This is a genomic window from Streptomyces radiopugnans (genome assembly GCF_900110735.1).
Taxonomy (GTDB): domain Bacteria; phylum Actinomycetota; class Actinomycetes; order Streptomycetales; family Streptomycetaceae; genus Streptomyces; species Streptomyces radiopugnans.
The window spans coordinates 50,063-69,343 of record NZ_FOET01000010.1 but is presented as its reverse complement, the minus strand read 5'-3'; the positions used below and the strand labels follow the sequence as shown (position 1 = coordinate 69,343).

At 74.6% G+C, this 19,281-nt stretch carries 17 protein-coding genes; 8 read left to right on the top strand and 9 right to left on the bottom strand.

Annotated elements, in window-relative coordinates:
* Positions 1-258: 258 nt before the first annotated feature.
* The 3 genes from BMY40_RS18140 to BMY40_RS18130 form a co-directional block, all read right to left on the bottom strand.
* Positions 259-2,115 carry an ABC-F family ATP-binding cassette domain-containing protein gene (locus BMY40_RS18140; RefSeq protein ID WP_093660858.1) on the bottom strand — a complete coding sequence of 619 codons (1,857 nt, stop codon included), beginning with the start codon at positions 2,113-2,115 and terminating at the stop codon, positions 259-261.
* 256 nt (positions 2,116-2,371) lie between these two features.
* A complete protein-coding gene (locus BMY40_RS18135) occupies positions 2,372-3,022 on the bottom strand; it encodes a hypothetical protein (RefSeq protein WP_093660856.1) in 651 nt (216 codons plus the stop codon).
* Positions 3,023-3,317: 295 nt separating this feature from the next.
* On the bottom strand, positions 3,318-4,973 hold the full coding sequence (locus BMY40_RS18130; protein WP_177214050.1) for a penicillin-binding transpeptidase domain-containing protein: 1,656 nt from the start codon (positions 4,971-4,973) through the stop codon (positions 3,318-3,320).
* 498 nt (positions 4,974-5,471) lie between these two features.
* Between BMY40_RS18130 and BMY40_RS18125 the strand changes: the two genes are divergently transcribed.
* Both BMY40_RS18125 and BMY40_RS18120 read left to right on the top strand, forming a co-directional pair.
* A complete protein-coding gene (locus tag BMY40_RS18125; protein WP_093660854.1) occupies positions 5,472-5,711 on the top strand; it encodes a hypothetical protein in 240 nt (79 codons plus the stop codon).
* A gap of 370 nt (positions 5,712-6,081) precedes the next feature.
* Complete coding sequence (locus BMY40_RS18120) at positions 6,082-6,447, top strand: hypothetical protein (protein ID WP_093660852.1); 366 nt, start codon at positions 6,082-6,084, stop codon at positions 6,445-6,447.
* A gap of 120 nt (positions 6,448-6,567) precedes the next feature.
* Here the strand turns inward: BMY40_RS18120 and BMY40_RS18115 are convergent, their stop codons facing one another.
* The gene (locus BMY40_RS18115) at positions 6,568-8,340 is read right to left on the bottom strand and encodes a dolichyl-phosphate-mannose--protein mannosyltransferase (RefSeq protein WP_093660850.1); all 1,773 of its coding nucleotides are present in this window, start codon (positions 8,338-8,340) and stop codon (positions 6,568-6,570) included.
* A gap of 94 nt (positions 8,341-8,434) precedes the next feature.
* Between BMY40_RS18115 and rsmI the strand changes: the two genes are divergently transcribed.
* The 6 genes from rsmI to BMY40_RS18085 all read left to right on the top strand — a co-directional run bounded on the left by rsmI (position 8,435) and on the right by BMY40_RS18085 (position 14,272).
* Positions 8,435-9,286 carry a 16S rRNA (cytidine(1402)-2'-O)-methyltransferase gene (gene rsmI / locus BMY40_RS18110; RefSeq protein WP_093660848.1) on the top strand — a complete coding sequence of 284 codons (852 nt, stop codon included), beginning with the start codon at positions 8,435-8,437 and terminating at the stop codon, positions 9,284-9,286.
* Positions 9,287-9,429: 143 nt separating this feature from the next.
* The gene (locus tag BMY40_RS18105) at positions 9,430-9,693 is read left to right on the top strand and encodes a hypothetical protein (protein WP_093660846.1); all 264 of its coding nucleotides are present in this window, start codon (positions 9,430-9,432) and stop codon (positions 9,691-9,693) included.
* 80 nt (positions 9,694-9,773) lie between these two features.
* Positions 9,774-10,643, top strand: a complete 870-nt coding sequence (locus BMY40_RS18100) for a TatD family hydrolase (RefSeq protein WP_093660844.1) — start codon at positions 9,774-9,776, stop codon at positions 10,641-10,643.
* A gap of 133 nt (positions 10,644-10,776) precedes the next feature.
* Entirely contained in the window at positions 10,777-12,354 is a 1,578-nt protein-coding gene (locus BMY40_RS18095) for a resuscitation-promoting factor (RefSeq protein ID WP_281250792.1), read from the top strand.
* 122 nt (positions 12,355-12,476) lie between these two features.
* Positions 12,477-13,295: a 16S rRNA (adenine(1518)-N(6)/adenine(1519)-N(6))-dimethyltransferase RsmA gene (gene rsmA / locus BMY40_RS18090; protein WP_245770166.1), complete on the top strand. Its 819-nt coding sequence runs from the start codon at positions 12,477-12,479 to the stop codon at positions 13,293-13,295.
* A complete protein-coding gene (locus BMY40_RS18085) occupies positions 13,292-14,272 on the top strand; it encodes a 4-(cytidine 5'-diphospho)-2-C-methyl-D-erythritol kinase (protein ID WP_093660840.1) in 981 nt (326 codons plus the stop codon). The genes rsmA and BMY40_RS18085 overlap by 4 nt, the downstream gene beginning before the upstream one ends.
* A gap of 70 nt (positions 14,273-14,342) precedes the next feature.
* On the opposite strand, the gene BMY40_RS18080 is transcribed toward BMY40_RS18085, so the two are convergent.
* The 5 genes from BMY40_RS18080 to BMY40_RS18060 form a co-directional block, all read right to left on the bottom strand.
* Positions 14,343-15,149 (bottom strand): SDR family NAD(P)-dependent oxidoreductase, encoded by an 807-nt coding sequence (locus BMY40_RS18080; protein WP_093660838.1) that lies wholly within the window; start codon positions 15,147-15,149, stop codon positions 14,343-14,345.
* Positions 15,150-15,174: 25 nt separating this feature from the next.
* Positions 15,175-16,359, bottom strand: coding sequence for a serine hydrolase domain-containing protein (locus BMY40_RS18075; RefSeq protein ID WP_245770158.1), 1,185 nt, complete (start codon positions 16,357-16,359; stop codon positions 15,175-15,177).
* A 64-nt stretch (positions 16,360-16,423) separates the two neighbouring features.
* Positions 16,424-17,242: an energy-coupling factor ABC transporter ATP-binding protein gene (locus BMY40_RS18070; RefSeq protein WP_093660834.1), complete on the bottom strand. Its 819-nt coding sequence runs from the start codon at positions 17,240-17,242 to the stop codon at positions 16,424-16,426.
* Positions 17,227-17,991 carry a cobalt ECF transporter T component CbiQ gene (cbiQ, locus tag BMY40_RS18065; RefSeq protein ID WP_093660832.1) on the bottom strand — a complete coding sequence of 255 codons (765 nt, stop codon included), beginning with the start codon at positions 17,989-17,991 and terminating at the stop codon, positions 17,227-17,229. The genes BMY40_RS18070 and cbiQ overlap by 16 nt, the downstream gene beginning before the upstream one ends.
* A 1-nt stretch (position 17,992) precedes the next feature.
* On the bottom strand, positions 17,993-19,180 hold the full coding sequence (locus BMY40_RS18060) for an energy-coupling factor ABC transporter permease (RefSeq protein WP_093660830.1): 1,188 nt from the start codon (positions 19,178-19,180) through the stop codon (positions 17,993-17,995).
* Between the last annotated feature and the right edge of the window lie 101 nt (positions 19,181-19,281).

The window sequence follows — 19,281 nt, the reverse complement described above, 5'->3', positions numbered from 1 at the left end:
CTCATTCACGCGCGGACCGACTGCCCAGCCCCTCGCCCCCCGTGGGGCAGAGCGAATCGGACACGGCCCGCCGCTTCTCGGCTGTTGTCGGCCCTTGGCGCCGACGGTCGGAAGGGGATTCTTTCTATCACCGGACACCCGGAAAGCCGCCTCCGGTTCCCGTTCCGGGCCACCAGGTGAGACCGGCCCGCGACCTCGCCGTTACCCGTCCGGCGCGGCCGCCTCCGGCCGTTCCCCGCCGGCCTCCGCCGCTCCCGGTCAGTCCCCGTCGGCCAGTTCCAGCCAGCGCGTCTCCAACTCATCGCGCTCACCGGCCAGTTCGCGCAACTCGGCGTCGAGCCCGGCGACCTTCCCGAAATCGGTGGCGTGCTCGGCCATCTCTGCGTGCAGCACCGCCTGGCGCTCCTCGATCCGCTCCAGCCTGCGCTCGATGCGCTGCAGCTCCTTCTGCGCCGCCCGCGAGATGGCGGCGGGTTTGGCTGAACCGGCCGAACCGGCGGAACCGGTCTGCCCCGCCGGGGCGGTGGCGGCCGCGGCGGCCGTCCCCGGTGCCGGGGCGCCGGGCGCGGTGGTGGCCCGGCGCAGCCGCTCGCGGCGCTCCAGGTACTCGTCCAGTCCGCGCGGCAGCATCCGCAGCGTGCCGTCGCCCAGCAGCGCGTACACCCGGTCCGTGGTCCGCTCGATGAAGTAGCGGTCGTGGGAGATGACGACCAGCGAGCCGGGCCAGCCGTCGAGCAGGTCCTCCAGCTGGGTCAGGGTCTCGATGTCCAGGTCGTTGGTCGGCTCGTCCAGGAACAGCACGTTCGGCTCGTCCATCAGCAGCCGCAGCAGCTGGAGCCTGCGGCGCTCACCGCCGGAGAGGTCTCCGACGGGCGTCCACTGCTTCTCCTTGCCGAAGCCGAAGCGCTCGCACAGCTGGGAGGCGCTCATCTCGCGCCCCTTGCCCAGGTCCACGCGCGAGCGCACCCGCTCCACGGCCTCCAGCACGCGCCAGGCGGGGTCGAGTTCGGCGACCTCCTGGGAGAGGTAGGCCAGCCGCACCGTCCTGCCCACCTTGATCCGGCCGGCCGCCGGCTGCTTCTCGCCGCCGCTGTACGCCGCGTCCGCCATCGCGCGCAGCAGCGAGGTCTTGCCGGCGCCGTTGACACCGGCCAGGCCGATCCGGTCGCCGGGTCCGAGCTGCCAGGTCAGGTGCTTGAGCAGCACCTTGGGCCCGGCCTGGACGGTCACGTCCTCCAGGTCCATGACGGTCCTGCCCAGCCGGGAGTTGGCGAACTTCATCAGCTCGGCGCTGTCGCGCGGCGGCGGCACGTCGGCGATCAGCTCGTTGGCGGCCTCGACCCGGAAGCGGGGCTTGCTGGTGCGGGCGGGGGCGCCGCGCCGCAGCCAGGCCAGCTCCTTGCGGACCAGGTTCTGCCGCTTGGCCTCCTCGGTGGCCGCGATGCGCTCGCGCTCGGCGCGGGCGAAGACGTAGTCGCTGTAGCCGCCCTCGTACTCGTGGACGGTGCCGCGCTGCACGTCCCACATCCGCGTGCACACCTGGTCCAGGAACCAGCGGTCGTGGGTGACGCAGACCAGCGCCGAGCGCCGGGTGCGCAGATGCCCGGCGAGCCAGGCGATGCCCTCGACGTCGAGGTGGTTGGTGGGCTCGTCCAGCACGATCAGGTCCTGCTCGGCGATGAGCAGTTTCGCCAGTGCGATGCGCCGCCGCTCGCCGCCGGACAGCGGGCCGATGACGGTGTCCAGCCCCTGCGGGAAGCCCGGCAGGTCCAGTCCGCCGAAGAGCCCGGTGAGGATGTCGCGGATGCGGGCGTTCCCGGCCCACTCGTGGTCGGCCATGTCGCCGATGACCTCGTGCCGGACGGTGGCGGCCGGGTCGAGCGAGTCGTGCTGGGTGAGCACTCCCAGCCGCAGCCCGCCGGCGTGGGTGACCCGGCCGTCGTCGGCGGGCTCCAGCTTCGCCAGGATACGGACGAGGGTGGTCTTGCCGTCGCCGTTGCGCCCGACGACGCCGATCCGGTCTCCCTCGCTGACGCCGAGGGAGACGCCGTCGAGCAGCGCACGGGTGCCGTACACCTTGCCGACGGCTTCCAGATTGACGAGGTTCGTGGCCATGGGGCTCCCGCTGCCCGGCACGCCGGGCTGGTGTGGTCTTCGGGTGGGCTGGTCAGCCTCTCAGCCTAGTCGCCGTCCGGGCGCACGTGCTCATGCCCGCCCTGGGGCGACCGCCCCGCCGGCCACGGCGCCGCCACGGGCCCCGCGCCACCGCGGACGCCGCCACGGGCCCGCCGCGGGCGCGGGCGGCGTTCACGGCCCGGGTCGGCGAGGGCCCGCCGCCGCCCGCGCCGGGACCGCCCTTCCGGCCCCCAGCTCAGTACGACGGGCTGTGCTGGGCCGGGGCCGAGCGCGGGGTCGGCCGGTTGAGGCCGAACAGCGAGCCGGTGGCGGCCGTCAGCTCGGCGGCGCAGTCCGCCGCCGGCTGGTCCGGAATGCCCATCCGGCGCAGCGCCCCGGAGAACACGTCCTCCAGCAGGGCCAGCCGCCAGCTCAGCTCGGCGGGGCCGACCTGCTGTCCGTCGCGCGGCCGGCTCGCCAGGACGGTCAGCACGTCCTGGGCGTTGCTCTGCAGGTCGGCCAGGGACTGCCAGCCGTTGGGCAGCCGCGCCGGGCTCTGCCCCGGCGACTCCGCGCCCGGTGCGCCGAGCGTCACGGGGAGCTGTGCGGGGATCGAGGAGTACCAGTCGACCAGCGCACCGCTCAGGTCCGCCCGCAGCCCGTCGAGGAAGCTCAGCAGGACCGCGGCGCCCATGGGAGCGCTGACGGGCTCGACGCGCGGCGCGGAGTCGTCGGGCGCGGGCGGCCTGCCGGCCGCGTCGGGGCCCAGGAACGACCGGATGACGACCGAGACCTCCTCCTGCTGCGCCGGGGCGGATCGCTGGGCCGGCAGCAGAAGCGCCCGTACGGGCGCGATGCCGCGGGCGGCCTGCTCGGCCGCCGCCTGGCACGCGTAGTCAGTGGGCACGGGTCCCCCCTTCTTCCGAAGCCGCCTTCTCTCGCGGCGTCGGTCTTGCGTTTCAGGGCCGTACCGTATCGTTCCGCAACGGCTACGGGGAGATGTTCGTCACAGAGAGTTCACGCAGCGCGATCCCGGTGGGGCGCGCCCGGCCGGGCCGAGGCGCCCCCGCTCCCGCGTACGCCTCCGCTCCGCCCGGTCACCGCACCGCGCCGGCGCCGACCTCCTCCGCACAGCGGGTACGGCCCGCGCGATGCCGTCTCGCGCGGGCCGTACGGAGTCCGGGGGGCCGCCCGGGGCGGGGTCAGCCGACGGAGTCGAGCACCTGGCGGACGACCGGGCCCGCGTTCTTGCCGCCGTGGCCGGAGGCCGGGACGACCGCCGCCGCGGCGATGTCGCCCCGGTAGGCGGTGAACCAGGCGTTGGGCTTCTTCTGGCCGTCCACCTCGGCCGAGCCCGTCTTGGCCCCGAAGTCGCCGGTGGCGCCGGCCATCGCCTCGGCCGCCGAGCCGCTGGTGGCCGTCAGCCGCATCAGCGAGCGCAGCTCCTGGGCGACGGCCGGGGAGAGGGTGCGCGGGGCCTTGGCCAGGGTGCGGCCGTCCACCTCGGGCGAGACGATGTACGGCTGGCGGAAGACGCCGCTCTTCACCGTCGCCGACACCGAGGCCATGATCAGCGGGTTCGCCCGGACCCCGCCCTGCCCGATCAGCGAGGCGGCCATCTGCGCGTCGGACTGCACGGGCACCGAGCCGTCGAAGGTGGCGGTGCCGACCTGCCAGTTCAGCCCGATGCCGAAGACGTCGCGGGCCTGCTTGGTGAGGTCGTCGTCCGACAGCTCGCCGGCCTGGCTGATGAAGGCGGTGTTGCAGGAGGCGGCGAAGGACTGGGCGAAGGTGCCGCCGTTGATCTCGAACTTGTCGAGGTTCTGGAACCTCCAGCCGCCGTGCGTGAAGTACTTCGGGCAGGGGTGCTGCTTGGCGCTGGAGGCCAGGCCCTTCTCGATGAGCATCGACGCGGTGACGACCTTCATCGTGGAGCCGGGGGCGAGGGAGCCCTTGAAGGCGGTGTTGAAGCCGTCCGCCGGGGTGTTGGCGACGGCCAGGATCTCGCCGGTGCCGGCCTTCAGCGCGACGACCGACGCCTTGGGCTTGCCCGCGATGGCCTGGACGGCGGCCTTCTGCACCTTGGCGTCCAGCGTGGTCCTCAGCTCGCCCGGGGTGCCCTTGCTGAGCCGCTTGAGGGTCTTGACCTCCTTGCCGGCGGCGTCGACGATCCGGGTCTCGTAACCGGGCTTCCCGTCGGTCCTGTCCCCGAAGCGCTTGCGCAGGTCGGCCAGGATCGCGGCCAGTTCGGGGTGCGCCTCGGCCGTCAGCTCGGCGCCGTTGCGGTCCAGGGCCTTGATGGGCGGGGCCCCGGCCTCGGCGGTCTCCAGCTTCTGGCCATCGGTGAGCGCGGGGTGGAGGACGGACGCCTCCCAGTCGACGACGGGCTCGCCGCTCCGGTCGTCCCGTACGACCGTCAGCTCCGACTCGTACGTCCAGGTGGCGGGTCTCTCCCCCTTGTCGTACTCCACCTCGGCCGTCACCGTGAACGGGACGTCGGCGCCCGCGGCGGCGCCCGGTTCCAGGCGCACGCCCGAGGCCCGGACGTCCTTGCGGAAGCCGGTCAGGGCCTCGGCGGCCGCGGCCTCGTCGTCGGTCAGCGCGGCGGCCTCGTCGGCCTTCCCCTCCTGCCACGCCCTCAGGAACCTCCCGGCGGTCTCGCGGACCTCCTCCGGTGAGGGCGGGCCCGTCTCGACCGCCGGTTCACCGGCCCTGCCGTCGGAGAAGGCCACGTCCTGCCTGCCCTCGCCGCCGGCTGCGCCGCTGTCGCCGATCAGGGTGTACGCCCCGAACCCGGCGGCTCCGACCACGGCGGTGAAGACCGCTCCGATCACCGCCACCTTCCGACCGTCACGCATGAGTCTCCCGAATCTCCGCCCCTGCCCCGGACCGACACCGCCGGGGACCCGTGCGAAGAACCCTAGAGCACACGGGCGGCGCGGACCGGGGCCAGGCGTCCGGGCCGGAGCCCGGCGGGGCTCCGCAAAACGGCCGCGCGGCTTTCCCCTCCACCACGGGCTCCACCACGGGAATGATTAGTATGTTTTTCGGAAGATGAATGGCGGAAAGAGGCTCCGATTACCCGCTCATGCACCCGGTATCACTTCTTTCACTCTTCCGGAAGCACAACCATCGCCCCTCACCGTCGTTGTCACTGCGAAGCAGAAGGCCGATCCTCCTTCCGGCAATTAACGTCACGGGCCCGCGCCGCAGCCGGCGGCGCGGGCCCGTGACACGTATGGAGCAGAAAAGAGTCGCGCGGCGCGCGGCAAGGCTTACGGTGTACTCGGCTCGCTAGTTCCTAGCATTACGCATGCAAGCCCGTGAAGCGGCTTCGTACATTGGAGGTACATGCCATGAAGATGAAGCGGACCGCCGCCGTCGCGCTTTCCGCCACCGCCCTGGTGATCGGCGGGGCCGGCGTCTCCCACGCCGGAGACGGCCCGAAGTTCCAGAACAACGCGCAGATCCTCCCCTGCGTCAACCTGGAGCTGCTGAACGTCCCGATCGCGTCGGCGGACATCAACAACCTCGACTGCTCGGTCACCTACGTGGAGTCGAAGAAGGTTGCCTCCTACAAGTCCTTCAGGGACTGAGGAGCCGACCGGACCACCGGCACAGCACTCCGAAAGGCCGCCCCGGCACACCGGGGCGGCCTTTCACCTTTCCACGACACGCTCACGGGATATAGACCGAAACAACACCCGCTTGGCGCAGTGGTGGTACAGAAGCCCAGGTGGCGCGCCGATCGGAGATGATCCGGCGCCACTTTCCACAGGACACGCAGAAACACAGAAGCGCGCAATCGGGGATTCGGTGGGTTAATGTCGCCGACGTGGGGGCAACTCCCGCCTTTCCGGTGAGCCGGCCGAACTGCGGCCGCAATCCGGAAACCGGTTATCCGGCCGCTCGGCGGCGGCCGGGGACATCGGAACCTTCCTTCTCTCGTCAAGGAGACAAGACAGCATGATGCTGAAGAAGACGCTCGTCGTTTCTTTCGCCGCCGCCATGGCCCTCGCGGGTGGGGCCGCCAGCGCCCACGCCGGTGAGGCCAAGTTCGAGAACAACGCGCAGATCCTGCCCTGCCCGAACCTCGAGGTCATCAACATCCCGATCCTGTCGAGCGACATCAACAACCTCGACTGCTCGCGGAACTCCAAGGAGGAGGTCCACGTCAAGAAGATCGTGAAGGTCGAGAAGGAGTCCGACATCCACGTCGCTCCGAAGCAGGAGCAGGCCCAGGGTCAGGGCCAGGGCCAGGAGAACAAGCAGGGCCAGAAGCAGGAGGGCGAGCAGGAGCTCGAGAACAAGAACGCCTTCAAGAAGCACTGAAGCGACCGGCGCCCCGCGTCGGAACGTCTCAGAACGCCGCCCGCCGGTCTCACCGGCGGGCGGCGCCGCTTTTCCCGGGGTCCGCGGGGCTGCGGGGCCTGCGGGTCCCGGAGGTCGGGATCAGATCCAGGTGTCCAGCCACATACGGGACTGCCAGGCGTCCTTGGGGATCTGCACCCCGGTGTAGAGCGGGTGGAAGTAGACGAAGTTCCACACGATCAGCAGCACGAGCACACCCGCGCCCACAGCGCCCACCGCCCGCCGCCGCTCGGCGCAGCCGGGCGGCCCGAGGAGCGCGCCGATCGCCATCGCCAGCGCCAGGCACAGGAACGGCACGAAGACGACCGCGTAGAAGTAGAAGATCGTGCGCTCCTGGTACAGGAACCACGGCAGCCAGCCCGCCGCCACCCCGCACAGGATCGCGCCCGCGCGCCAGTCGCGCCGCAGCGCCCAGCGGTACAGGCAGTACAGCAGCGCGAAGCAGGCCGCCCACCACAGCAGCGGGGTGCCCAGCGCGAGCACCTCGCGGGCGCAGCCGCCCTCCGCCGTGCAGCCGTTCTCGCCCCTGTCGGAGGACTCGTAGAAGTACGACACCGGGCGGGCGGTCACCAGCCAGCTCCAGGGGTGGGACTGGTAGGTGTGCTCGGAGGTCAGCCCCACGTGGAAGCTGTAGACCTCGCTCTCGTAGTGCCACAGGCTGCGCAGCGGGGCCGGGACCCAGGTCATGTCGAACTGGGGCAGGGACAGCTCCAGCCCCGTGAAGGGGATGGGCAGCGACTCCGGCGACAGTCCCCGGCGGCCCTCCGCCCAGGTGCGGAAGTAGCCGTCCCGGCTCGCGAACCAGCCGGCCCAGGAGGCCGCGTAGGCGGCGACGGCGACCGGCACCAGGGAGAGGAAGGCGGGGGCGGCGTCCCGGCGCAGCATCGACAGGTGGGGGCGCCCGGCCCCGGCGGTGCGCCGGGAGGCCGCGTCCCACAGGACCGTCAGGATCCCGAAGGCGATCAGGACGTACAGGCCGCTCCACTTGGTGGCGCAGGCCAGCCCCAGGCAGAGCCCGGCGGCCAGGCGCCAGGGGCGCGCGCCCAGGCCCAGCCGGTCGCCGACGCCCGCGTCGGGCCGCCCGTCCGGCGGCAGGGCCGCGGCCAGCCGGGCGCGGGCGTGGTCGCGGTCGATCAGCAGGCAGCCGAAGGCCGCCAGCACGAAGAACATCAGCACCAGGTCGAGCAGCGCGGTGCGGCTCATCACCAGGTGCAGCCCGTCCACGGCCAGCAGGAGGCCCGCCAGGCAGCCCAGGGCCGTGGAGCGGAACAGCCGGCGCCCGATGCGGCAGACCATCAGCACCGACAGCGTGCCGAGCACCGCCATCATGAAGCGCCAGCCGAACGGCGTGAGGCCGAACGCCGCCTCGCCCAGGGCGATGATCCACTTGCCCACGGGCGGGTGCACCACGTACGAGGCGGCCTCACTGAGCGGGGCCGCCGCGGGGTTGTCGAGGATGGTGTCGTTGGCGCCGTCGGACCAGGTGCCCTCGTAGCCGAGCTTGTACAGCGCCCAGGCGTCCTTGGCGTAGTACGTCTCGTCGAATATCACCGCGTGCGGCGAGCCGAGGTTCCAGAAGCGCAGGAGTCCGGCGAGGAGCGCGACGAGGACCGGGCCGCCCCACGCCGTCCAGCGGCCCAGCAGCCGCGCGTCGTCCCCGTCCAGTCCGAACAGCCTCCACACCCGGCCGCGGCCGGGCTCCGGGTACGGCGGCACCAGCCGCTCCCGCGCGCCCGCCCGGGGCGGCGGTGCGTATCCGTAGCGCCGCAGCCGCCCGCGCCACGACGGGGTCTGCTCCCCGACGGGCTCCCCGTGCCGGGCCTGAGTCGCGGTGTCACTGGTCACGCGGGCCATCGTAGGGAACGGCCCCCCGGCGCGGCGCCGCGCACCGGTGGCCGGGCGGCGCCGCGCCGCCCCCGGTCCCCGCCGGAGCTGCGAGGATGGCGGGGTGAGCGGAACACTCGTACTGGCAGGCACACCCATCGGCGACACCGCCGACGCACCGCCCCGGCTCGCGGCAGAGCTGGAGGGGGCCGACATCGTCGCCGCCGAGGACACCCGGCGGCTGCGGCGTCTCACCCAGGCACTGGGGGTGCGGATCTCCGGCCGGGTGGTGTCGTACTTCGAGGGCAACGAGGCCGCGCGGACGCCGGAGCTGGCCGACGCGCTGTCGGAGGGCTCCCGGGTGCTGCTGGTCACGGACGCGGGGATGCCGTCGGTCTCCGATCCCGGCTACCGGCTGGTGGCCGCCGCCGTCGAACGCGGGATCAGGGTCACGGCCGTGCCCGGACCGTCCGCCGTGCTCACCGCGCTGGCGCTGTCGGGGCTGCCGGTGGACCGGTTCTGCTTCGAGGGCTTCCTGCCGCGCAAGACGGGCGAGCGGCTGGCGCGGCTGCGCGAGTCCGCCGGGGAGCGCCGCACACTGGTCTACTTCGAGGCCCCGCACCGGCTGGCCGCCGCGCTGGCCGCCATGGCCCAGGCCTTCGGCGCCGACCGCCGGGCCGCGGTGTGCCGGGAGCTGACCAAGACCTACGAGGAGGTGCGGCGCGGCACGCTGGGCGAGCTGGCCGCCTGGGCCGAGGAGGGCGTGCGGGGCGAGATCACCGTCGTCGTCGAGGGCGCGCCCGCCGAGGCGCCCGGCACGGTGGACGCCGCCGAGCTGGTGCGCCGGGTGGCGGTGCGCGAGGCCGCCGGGGAGCGCCGCAAGGAGGCCATCGCGGAGGTGGCGCGCGAGGCGGGGCTGCCCAAGCGGGAGGTGTTCGACGCGGTGGTCGCGGCGAAGAACGCGGAGACGGCCTGAGAGGGCCGGACGGCGGGCTGGGCCCGGGGCGGAGAGGGCGCCGGCGTCGGCGGGGACCCGGGGCGGAGGGCGGCGGGCCTGCCCGTGCATTTCGGGCCGGGAAGGAGTCCACTGGTAGGAAGGAGAACCGGGAGGAGGTTCCCATGGACCCCAGGGACACGACCGGCCACGAGGAGTACTCCTTCGCCTGTATGCACTGCGGCCACGGCTGGGAGCGCGCGTATGAGATACGGCACCACACCGACCTCGACGGACGGCCCTTCGTCACCTACCACGATCCGGTGGACGGCGGGCGGGTGCCGTCGCCGCTGACGCGCCCGGTCTGCCCGAACTGCGAATCGCACGTGGTGCGGATCATGCGGGCGGGGCAGGTGTACACGACGGAGCACGCCCTGCCGCAGGAGTGACGCCCGCGCGGGCCGCCGGACCCCGCCGCACGGGCGGGCGGCCGGCGGTCCGGGCCGCCGGGCGGCCTAGGATCGCGGGCATGGAGAAGTCCGCGAAGGCCGCGAGGCCCGCGAAGCAGGCCGGCGGGGCCGTGGAGCCCGCGCCGCCGCCCGTACCGCTGAACGTGCCGGTCGCCGACTCGCACACCCACATCGACATGCAGGACGCCACGGTCGGCCGGACCGTCGCGGCGGCCGCCGAGGTGGGCGTGACGACCCTGGTGCAGGTCGGTTGCGACCTCGAGCGCTCCCGCTGGTCGGCGCGGGTGGCCGCCGAGCACGACGCGGTGTGGGCCGCCGTCGCCCTGCACCCCAACGAGGCGCCGCGGCTGGAGCTGAGCGGGGGGCGCGAGGCGCTGGACGCCGCCCTGGAGGAGATCGCCGAGCTGGCCGCGCGGCCGGAGGTGCTGGCCGTCGGCGAGACCGGCCTGGACCACTTCCGGACGGGCGAGGAGGGGCGGGAGGCTCAGCGGTACTCCTTCCGCCGCCACATCGAGATGGCCAAGCGGCTGGACAGGGCCCTGGTGATCCACGACCGGGACGCCCACGAGGACGTGCTGCGCGTCCTCCGGGAGGAGGGCGCCCCCGAGCGGACGGTCTTCCACTGCTTCTCCGGCGACGCCGCCATGGCCGAGGTGTGCGCCGCGAACGGCTGGTTCATGTCCTTCGCCGGCAACGTCACCTTCAAGAACGCGCGGCCGCTGCGCGAGGCGCTGGCCGCCGCCCCGCCGGAGCTGCTGCTGGTGGAGACCGACGCGCCGTTCCTGACCCCGGCCCCCTACCGCGGGCGCCCCAACGCGCCGTACATGATCCCGTACACGCTGCGTGCGATGGCCGAGGTGAAGGGGCTGGACGAGGACGCGCTAGCGGAGCACGTCGCGGCCAACACGGCCCGCGCGTTCGGTTACTGACGGGCGCGCGGCGGCGGGCGCGCGCGGCGCGGCGGCCCGCTTTTCGCAACGTTGGGTAGTCATACGACTTGGGAGAGTGACGGATGCTCCGCTAGGGTCCCGGCCCGCCACCAGGACCGCTTGGGAGTACGTCGTGAGCCATCCGCAGGGGATCCAGCAGTACGAGTACGCGTACCCCTCCGCGCCGCCGCACCGGCCGTGGGAGCCGTGGAACCCGTGGGAGTACCACACCCAGGGGCACGGCGGGCCGGAGCACGGGCGGGACCCGTACGACACCTACCGGCCCTCGTACGAGTTCCACGGCGCGCCGTACGGCGCGTACGACGGGTACGGCACGTACGACGGGTACGGCGCGTGCGACGGGTACGGCGCGTACGGGGAGCATGGTGCTTACGGGCCGCCCGAGGCTCCCCCGCTCCCGGATGCACCCGCGTACCAGGAGTCCCCCGGGCACCCCGGAGCCTTCGGCCCCGCCCTGTGGCTGCCCCGGCAGTCCGCCGGCGGTCCCGACGGCGGCGCCGCGTGCGACGCCGCACGCGAGGCGCCCGGCGGCCCCACCGGGGGCCGGGCCGCCGCCCGGCGGGCCGCGCGGGAGCGGAAGGCCGCCCAGCGCCCCGAGGCCCTGCGCCGTCTGCTGCCGCAGGCCCTCGTCGTCGCCTTCCTGGCGGGCGGCACCTGCGCCTTCGTCGTGGACGACAAGGCCGTCAGCCTGTCGGTGGAGGGCGAGGACGGGCCGCGCACCCTCCACACCTTCGCCGACGACGTCTCCGAACTCCTGGCCGACGAGGGCGTGTCCGTCGGCGCGCACGACGCCGTCTCGCCCGCCCCCGGCGAGCCCCTCTCCCACGGCGACAGCGTCACCGTCCGCTACGGCCGCCCGCTGACCCTCACCCTCGACGGCCGTCCCCGGCGGGTGTGGACCACGGCCGCCACCGTGGAGGCTGCGCTGCGCGGGCTCGGGGTGCGCCCGGAGGGGGCGCGCGTGTCGGTGCCCCGCGACCGGCGCATCGGGCGCGGCGGCCTGGCGCTGACCGTGTGGACCGAGCGGAGCGTGACCGTCCTCGCCGACGGCCGCGAGCACACCGTGCGCACCAGCGCCGCGACCGTGCGCGGGGCGCTGGCCGACGCGGGCGTCGAACTGCGCGGCGCGGACCGCGCCTCGGTGGCCCTGGACTCCTTCCCGCGCGACGGCCAGGCCGTCACCGTGCTGCGGATCACCGAGACCGAGCAGGTGCGCGACGAGCCCGTCCCGTACACCACCGAGCGGCGCGAGGACCCGACCCTGTTCCGCGGCACCGAGGTGGTGGAGCGGACGGGCGTGCCGGGGCTGCGCCGGCTCACCTACGAGGTGCGCACGGTCAACGGGGTGCGGCAGCGACCCCGGCACACCGGGACGGTGGTGGTGCGCGAGCCCAGGCCGCGGATCGTGCGCGTGGGCACCGCCGAGCCGCCCTCCTCGGTGCGGGGCGCCGACGGCCTGGACTGGGGGGCTCTGGCCCGCTGCGAGTCCGGCGGCCGGCCGGACGCGGTGGACCCCACCGGCACCCACGGCGGGCTCTACCAGTTCGACACCCGCACCTGGCGCGGCCTGGGCGGGAAGGGCCGTCCGCAGGACGCGCCCCCGGCCGAGCAGACCTACCGGGCGAAGAAGCTGTACGTGCAGAAGGGCGCGAGTCCCTGGCCGGTGTGCGGCCGTAAACTGCACCGGTGAGCTCAGCCCCCTCCCCTCCCCCGTCTCCCGGCGCCGACACCGGTCCCGGCACCGGTCCCGGTTCCGGCACCGGTCCCGGTTCCGGCGCCGACGTCCTCCTCGGCCCCGCCGACGTCCGCGAGCTGGCCGCCGCGCTGGGGGTTCGCCCCACCAAGCAGCGCGGCCAGAACTTCGTCATCGACGCCAACACCGTCCGCCGTATCGTGCGGACCGCGCGGGTGAGCCCGGAGGACGTGGTGGTCGAGGTCGGCCCGGGGCTGGGGTCGCTGACGCTGGCACTGCTCCAGGAGGCCGCCTGGGTGACGGCGGTGGAGATCGACGACGTGCTGGCGGCGGCGCTGCCCGCGACCGTCGCCGCCCGGCTGCCCGGCCGGGCCGACCGCTTCGCGCTCGTCCACCACGACGCGATGCGCGTCGCGGAGCTGCCGGGCCCGGAGCCCACCGCGCTGGTCGCCAACCTCCCCTACAACGTCGCCGTGCCCGTCCTGCTGCACATGCTGGCGACCTTCCCCTCCATCGAGCACGGCCTGGTGATGGTCCAGGCCGAGGTCGCCGACCGGCTCGCGGCCGAACCGGGCTCGAAGGTCTACGGGGTGCCGTCGGTGAAGGCCGCCTGGTACGCGGAGGTGCGGCGGGCCGGGGCCATCGGGCGCAACGTCTTCTGGCCCGCGCCCAACGTGGACTCCGGGCTGGTGTCGCTGACCCGGCGCGACCCGCCGCGCACCGGCGCCACCCGGCGGGAGGTCTTCGCCGTGGTGGACGCCGCCTTCGCCCAGCGCCGCAAGACGCTGCGGGCGGCGCTGGCGGGCTGGGCGGGTTCGGCCGCGGCGGCCGAGGCGGCGCTGACGGCCGCGGGGATCGACCCCCGTACCCGGGGGGAGTCGTTGACGATCGAGGACTTCGCGGCCATCGCGGAGCGGAAGGGCACCACCAGCGCATGAGCACCGCAGAGACGGCCGGCACGGGCACCGCCCGTACCGCCGCGCCGGTCACCGTACGCGTACCCGCCAAGGTCAACGTGCAGCTCGCGGTGGGCGGGCTGCGGCCGGACGGCTTCCACGACCTGGCCAACGTCTTCCTCGCCGTCGGCCTGTACGACGAGGTCACCGCCACCGCCACGGCGCCCGGTGAGGGCCCGCGCGTCACCTGTTCCGGACCCGACACCGACCAGGTGCCGCTGGACCGCACCAACCTGGCCGTCCGCGCCGCCGACGCGCTCGCCGCGCGGTACGGCATCGTGCCGGACGTCCATCTGCACATCGGCAAGGAGATCCCCGTCGCCGGCGGCATGGCAGGCGGCAGCGCGGACGCGGCGGGCGCGCTGCTGGCCTGCGACGCGCTGTGGGGCACGGGCGCCTCGCGCGAGGAACTGCTGGAGATCTGCGCCGAGTTGGGTTCCGACGTGCCCTTCTCGCTGGTCGGCGGCGCGGCGCTGGGCCGGGGCCGGGGCGAGCTGCTGACGCCGCTGGAGGTGGGCGGCGTCTTCCACTGGGTGTTCGCCGTCGCCGCCGGCGGGCTGTCCACCCCGGCCGTCTACCGCGAGTGCGACCGGCTGCGCGAGGCGCGCGGCGGCGGCGCGGGCGCCGACGCCGTGCCCGCGCCCGAGGCGTCCCCCGCGCTGCTGGCCGCGCTGCGCGCCGGGGACGCAGCCCTGCTCGCCGGGCACCTGTCCAACGACCTCCAGCCCGCGGCCGTCTCCCTGCTGCCGTCCCTGGACGACACCCTGGCGGTGGGCACGGAGGCGGGCGCGCTGGCCGCGCTGGTCTCCGGCTCCGGCCCGACCTGCGCCTTCCTGGCCGAGGACGCCGCGGCGGCGTCGGACGTCGCCTTCGCGCTGCGCGCCTCGGGCGTCTGCCGCACCGCCCACACCGCCACGAGCCCGGCGCCGGGCGCGACGGTGGTCCGCCCGGCCGGCTGAGTACCGCAACGCCTCCGCTGCGTCAACACGGCCGGGACACCGGTGCTTCCGGGCCGCGGGGTGCGTCCGGTCAGCCGGACTCCTCCCCGTTGAGCGCGCGGCGCAGCCCGAGGTTGGAGATCAGCAGCCCGCCGTCCACGGGAAGGGTCAGGCCGGTGATCCAGGAAGCGTCGGCCGACGCGAGGAAGGCGACGGCCGCGGCGATGTCCTCGGGGCGGCCCACCCGGCCCAGCGGATACTCGCGGGCCGCGCGCTCCAGCAGCCCGTCGCGCCCCTCCCACGCCCGGGTGGCCACCGTCCCCGGCGCGACCAGGTTGACCCGCACCCCCCGCGGGGCGGCGTGCCCGGCCAGGGTGCGGGTCAGCGAGGCCAGCCCCGCCTTGGCGGCGCTGTAGGCGTGCCCGCCGAAGTCGCGCTCGCCGTTGACGGAGCCGACGCAGACGACGGCCCCGCGCCGGTCCGGGGCGGCGGCCAGATGGGGCAGGGCCGCGCGGACGCAGCGGAAGGCGCCGGTGAGGGTGAGGTCCAGACCGCGCTGCCACTCCGCCTCCGAGATGTCCTCGAAGAGCGGGGGCTCGGCGTGGATGCCGTAGGCGTTGTTGACCAGGACGTCCAGGCCGCCGAACCGCTCCACGGCGTGGGCGACGGCCGCCCGCACCGAGTCGTCGTCGCCCACGTCGCAGACGGTGTGGCAGGCCTGCCCGCCCGCCTCGGCCACTTCCCGGGCCGTGCGTTCGGCGCTCTCGCCGTCGATGTCGGTGACCAGCACCCGGGCGCTCTCGGCGGCCAGCCGCCGGCAGACCGCCGCGCCGATGCCCCGCCCCGCGCCCGTGACCAGCGCCGCGTAACCCGTCAGACGTCCCTCGACCCGCCGCATCGGGCCAGCGTAGATCCCGGGCCGGTCATCTGTCCCCGTCCGCCGCCGCTTTCCTCAACGCGCGTACGAGGGCCTGGGCGCGCGGGTCGGAGGTGACCGACTTCTGGAGGGAGTTGGTGACGTAGGCGAAGGCCAGTCCCGTCTCGGGATCGGCGAAGGCCAGCGAGCCGCCGCGCCCGGGGTGGCCGAAGGAACCGGGGCCCAGCATCGGCGAGGACGGCCCGTGGAGCATGTAGCCCAGGCCGAAGCGGGTGGCGACCAGCAGGACGCGGTCGGGTCCGGCCGACTCCTCGGTACGCGCCTGGGTGAGGGTGGCGGGTGCGTACAGCCGGCGGGTGCCGTCGCCGAGGTCGCCGATGAGCGCCGCGTAGAAGCGGGCCAGGGAGCGGGCGGTGGCCACGCCGGAGGAGGCGGCGAGCTCGGTGGCCAGGTAGGCGGGGTCGTTCTCGTCGGGCTGCGGGTCGATGGCGCCGAAGGCCCGGCGGGTGAGGGAGTGCGGGTCGCGCCAGGCGTCGGCGACCTCGCGCTTGGGACGCACCCGCAGCCCGGCGGAGGCGGGCGCGGGCGGGGCGTCCACCTCCGCGATCCGGCCCACCCGGTGCGCCTGGTCCGCGGGCAGTCCGATCCACAGGTCGAGGCCGAGCGGTGCGGCTACCTCCTCCGCGAACCAGCGGCCCAGGCTCCGCCCGGTGACCCGCAGCACCAGTTCGCCCAGCAGCCAGCTGTAGGTCTGCGCGTGGTAGCCGTGCGCGGTGCCCGGCTCCCAGGCGGGCGCCTGCGCCGCGACGGCGCACGGGCCGGAGACGCCGTCGAGCGCCTGCCGCGGGGTCAGCGGGGTGTCCAGGGCGGGCAGCCCGGCGCGGTGGGTGAGCAGGTGGCGCACCGGTACGCGTTCCTTGCCCGCGGCCTTGAACTCCGGCCAGTAGGTGCCCACCGGCGCGTCCAGGTCCAGGCGTCCGCGCTGGTGCAGCAGGTGCGGTACGGCGGCGGCCGGGCCCTTGGTGACCGAGCGGACGACCTGGGCGGTGTCCTCGGCCCAGGGCTCCCGCCCGTGGGGGTCGGCCAAGCCGCCCCACAGGTCGACGACCTTGTGCCCGTCCCGGTACACGGCCACGGCCGCGCCCCGGTCGCCGCGCTCGGTCAGGTTGGCGCGGAAGGCGTCACGGACCGGCTCGTAGCCGTCCGCCACCGTGCCCTGGACGTCCACCACTGTCTTCGTGCTCCCGCCGGTCGAAAGGTGATGCGTGCACCGATGTGTGCCGTCGTACATGGTGCTACGCGTGTGGCAGCGTCACCGACCGGGGGTCGAATCCGAAGGGCAGCTCCAGGCGGTGGGCGCGCATCAGCGCCTCGTCGCACAGCAGGTCCCGGGTGGGGCCGTCGGCGGCGATGACGCCTTCGCTGAGGACGACCGAGCGGGGGCACAGCTCCAGGGCGTAGGGCAGGTCGTGGGTGACCATGAGCACGGTGACGTCCAGCGACCGCAGGATGTCGGCCAGTTCGCGGCGGGAGGCGGGGTCGAGGTTGGAGGACGGCTCGTCCAGGACGAGGATCTCCGGCCGCATGGCCAGCACGGTGGCCACCGCCACCCGGCGCCGCTGGCCGAAGGAGAGGTGGTGCGGGGGCCGGTCGGCGTACTCCTCCATCCCCACCAGGGCCAGCGCCTCGTGCACCCGGGCCGCCAGTTCGGCGCCGCGCAGCCCGGCGTTGGCGGGGCCGAAGGCGACGTCCTCGCGGACGGTGGGCATGAACAGCTGGTCGTCCGGGTCCTGGAAGACGACGCCGACGCGGCGGCGGATCTCGGCCAGGGCTCCCCTGTCCGCCGGGTCCACGCGCAGTCCGGCCACGGTGACGCTTCCCGCGCCGCCGGTGAGGATGCCGTTGAGGTGGAGCACGAGGGTGGTCTTGCCGGCGCCGTTCGGCCCGAGCAGCGCGACGCGCTCGCCGCGCGCCACCGTGAGGTCGACGCCGAAGAGGGCCTGGTGGCCGTCGGGGTAGGCGTAGGCGAGGCCGCGGACCTCCAGGGAGGGGGGCGCGGCGGGCTCGTCTCGCGGGTCGGTTCGCGGGTCGGCTGCTGTCACAGTGTCCACCATCCCATCAGGCAGACCGCGAGCGCGGCGAGCGGGAGGGCGGCGGCGGACGTCCACTGGGCGCGGGTGGCCGCCGTCTCGTCGGTGGCGGGCATGGTGCCGGTGTAGCCGCGGCTGAGCATTGCCAGGTGGACGCGCTCGCCGCGCTCGTAGGCGCGGATGAACAGCGCCCCGGCGGTCTTGGCGAGCACGCCCCACTGCCGCACGCCGCGGGCGGTGAAGCCGCGGGAGAGGCGGGCCAGGCGCATCCGGCGCATCTCGTCGGTGATCACGTCCCCGTAGCGGAGCATGAAGGAGGCGATCTGCACCAGCAGCGGGGGCATGCGCAGCCGCTGGAGGCCCAGGAGGATCTCGCGCAGTTCGGTGGTGGAGGCCAGCAGGACGGAGGCGGCGACGCCGAGGGTGCCCTTGGCCAGGACGTTCCAGGCGCCCCACAGGCCGGACTCGCTCAGCGACATGCCCAGCGCCTCCACGCGCGGGCCCTCCGCGACGAAGGGCATCAGCACCGCGAAGGCGACGAAGGGCACCTCGATCAGCATGCGCGTCAGCAGGTGGCGGGCGGGGACGCGGGAGAGCGCGGCGACGGCGGCAAGCAGCAGCGCGTAGGCGCCGAAGGCCCACACCGCCTCGCGCGGGGTGGCGACGACGGTGAGGACGAAGGCGAGAACGGCCGCGATCTTGGTGTGGGCGGGGAGGCGGTGCACGGGCGAGTGCCCGTGGCGGTAGAGCCGGTGGGCGTGTCCGGAGCCCATCTCATGCGCTCCCGGCGGGGGTGCGGCCGGCACCGTCCTCCGCGTTCTCCGCGCGGCCGCCGCTCCCTTCCGCGGCCGGTGCGCCGGCCGCTCCGGCGTTCCCGCGGCGGCGTACGGCGACGAGGACCCCGGCGCCCGCGGCCAGCGTCGTGCCGACGCCGATGAGCCCGGCGAGCCCGCCGGAGAGGCGCTCGTCGGCGATGGACGCCACGCCGTAGTCGGCGAGCGGGGAGTCGGCCAGTCCGTGTTCCTCCTCCTGGGAGGAGATGCCGTACTCGCCGGCGACCTTCTCCAGGCCGTCGGGGGCGGCGGAGGCGTAGAAGCTGACGACGCCGGCGCACAGGAGGGTGGCGGCCAGCCCGCCCGCCCAGACCTTCCGGGCGGAGGCGGGGCGCGCGGCGGGCGCGGGGGCCGGGGCGGGCCCGGCGGCGGAGTCGGTGGAGGTGGCGGCGGTGGCTCGCGGGGCGGGGCCCGAGCCGGGGGTGGCGACCGGGCCGCTGCGCAGGACGAGGGGGCGGGCCAGTCCACGGGCGGCGTACACCAGGTCCGGGCGTACGGCCAGGACGGCGCCGACGGTGGCGGTGGTGATGAGCGCCTCGCCGACGCCGATCAGGGTGTGGACGCCGAGCATCGCGGTGAGGACCTTGCCCAGGGGGACCTCGGCGGTGCCGCCGAGCGCGTACAGGCCGGTGAAGACGGCGGCGGCGGCCGGTACGGAGAGCAGGGCGGAGACGAAGGCGGCGGCGGTGACCGAGCCGCGGCGGCGCGGCAGGACCCGTACCAGGGCGCGGAAGACGGCGTAGGAGACGACGACGGTGACGATGCCGATCAGGGTGATGTTGGTGCCCAGTGCGGTGAGGCCGCCGTCGGCGAAGAGCAGTGCCTGCATCAGCAGGACGACGGAGAGGGCGAGCACTCCGGTGTAGGGGCCGACGAGTATCGCCGCCAGCGCCCCGCCCATCAGATGGCCGCTGGTGCCCGCGCCCACGGGGAAGTTGAGCATCTGCACGGCGAAGACGAAGGCCGCCACGAGGCCGGCCAGCGGCGCGGTGCGCTCCGCTCCGTGGTACGCGGCGGTGCCCGCCAGTTCGCGGCGCGCGCCGCGCAGGCTGACCGCGACGGCGGCCGCGGCGACGGCGCCGGTGGCCACCGAGACCGGGGCGTTGAGAAATCCGTCGGGCACATGCATGGCAGGACTCCGCTTCTCGGGCTTCCACGACCGCCGCGGCCCCGCCGCACCGCGGCCGGAGGGTGCGGAGAGCCGGGGCGGCTCTACACCCCGATGGTAAG

Bases quoted from the DNA above. Each gene is read 5' to 3' on its own strand.
- BMY40_RS18100 (WP_093660844.1), top strand. From the start codon at position 9,774: ATGGAGAAGTCCGCGAAGGCCGCGAGGCCCGCGAAGCAGGCCGGCGGG.
- BMY40_RS18140 (WP_093660858.1), bottom strand. From the start codon at position 2,115: ATGGCCACGAACCTCGTCAATCTGGAAGCCGTCGGCAAGGTGTACGGC.
- BMY40_RS18125 (WP_093660854.1), top strand. From the start codon at position 5,472: ATGAAGATGAAGCGGACCGCCGCCGTCGCGCTTTCCGCCACCGCCCTG.
- BMY40_RS18120 (WP_093660852.1), top strand. From the start codon at position 6,082: ATGATGCTGAAGAAGACGCTCGTCGTTTCTTTCGCCGCCGCCATGGCC.
- BMY40_RS18105 (WP_093660846.1), top strand. From the start codon at position 9,430: ATGGACCCCAGGGACACGACCGGCCACGAGGAGTACTCCTTCGCCTGT.
- cbiQ (WP_093660832.1), bottom strand. From the start codon at position 17,991: ATGGGCTCCGGACACGCCCACCGGCTCTACCGCCACGGGCACTCGCCC.
- BMY40_RS18080 (WP_093660838.1), bottom strand. From the start codon at position 15,149: ATGCGGCGGGTCGAGGGACGTCTGACGGGTTACGCGGCGCTGGTCACG.
- BMY40_RS18085 (WP_093660840.1), top strand. From the start codon at position 13,292: ATGAGCACCGCAGAGACGGCCGGCACGGGCACCGCCCGTACCGCCGCG.
- BMY40_RS18070 (WP_093660834.1), bottom strand. From the start codon at position 17,242: ATGGTGGACACTGTGACAGCAGCCGACCCGCGAACCGACCCGCGAGAC.
- BMY40_RS18060 (WP_093660830.1), bottom strand. From the start codon at position 19,180: ATGCATGTGCCCGACGGATTTCTCAACGCCCCGGTCTCGGTGGCCACC.
- BMY40_RS18130 (WP_177214050.1), bottom strand. From the start codon at position 4,973: ATGCGTGACGGTCGGAAGGTGGCGGTGATCGGAGCGGTCTTCACCGCC.
- BMY40_RS18115 (WP_093660850.1), bottom strand. From the start codon at position 8,340: ATGGCCCGCGTGACCAGTGACACCGCGACTCAGGCCCGGCACGGGGAG.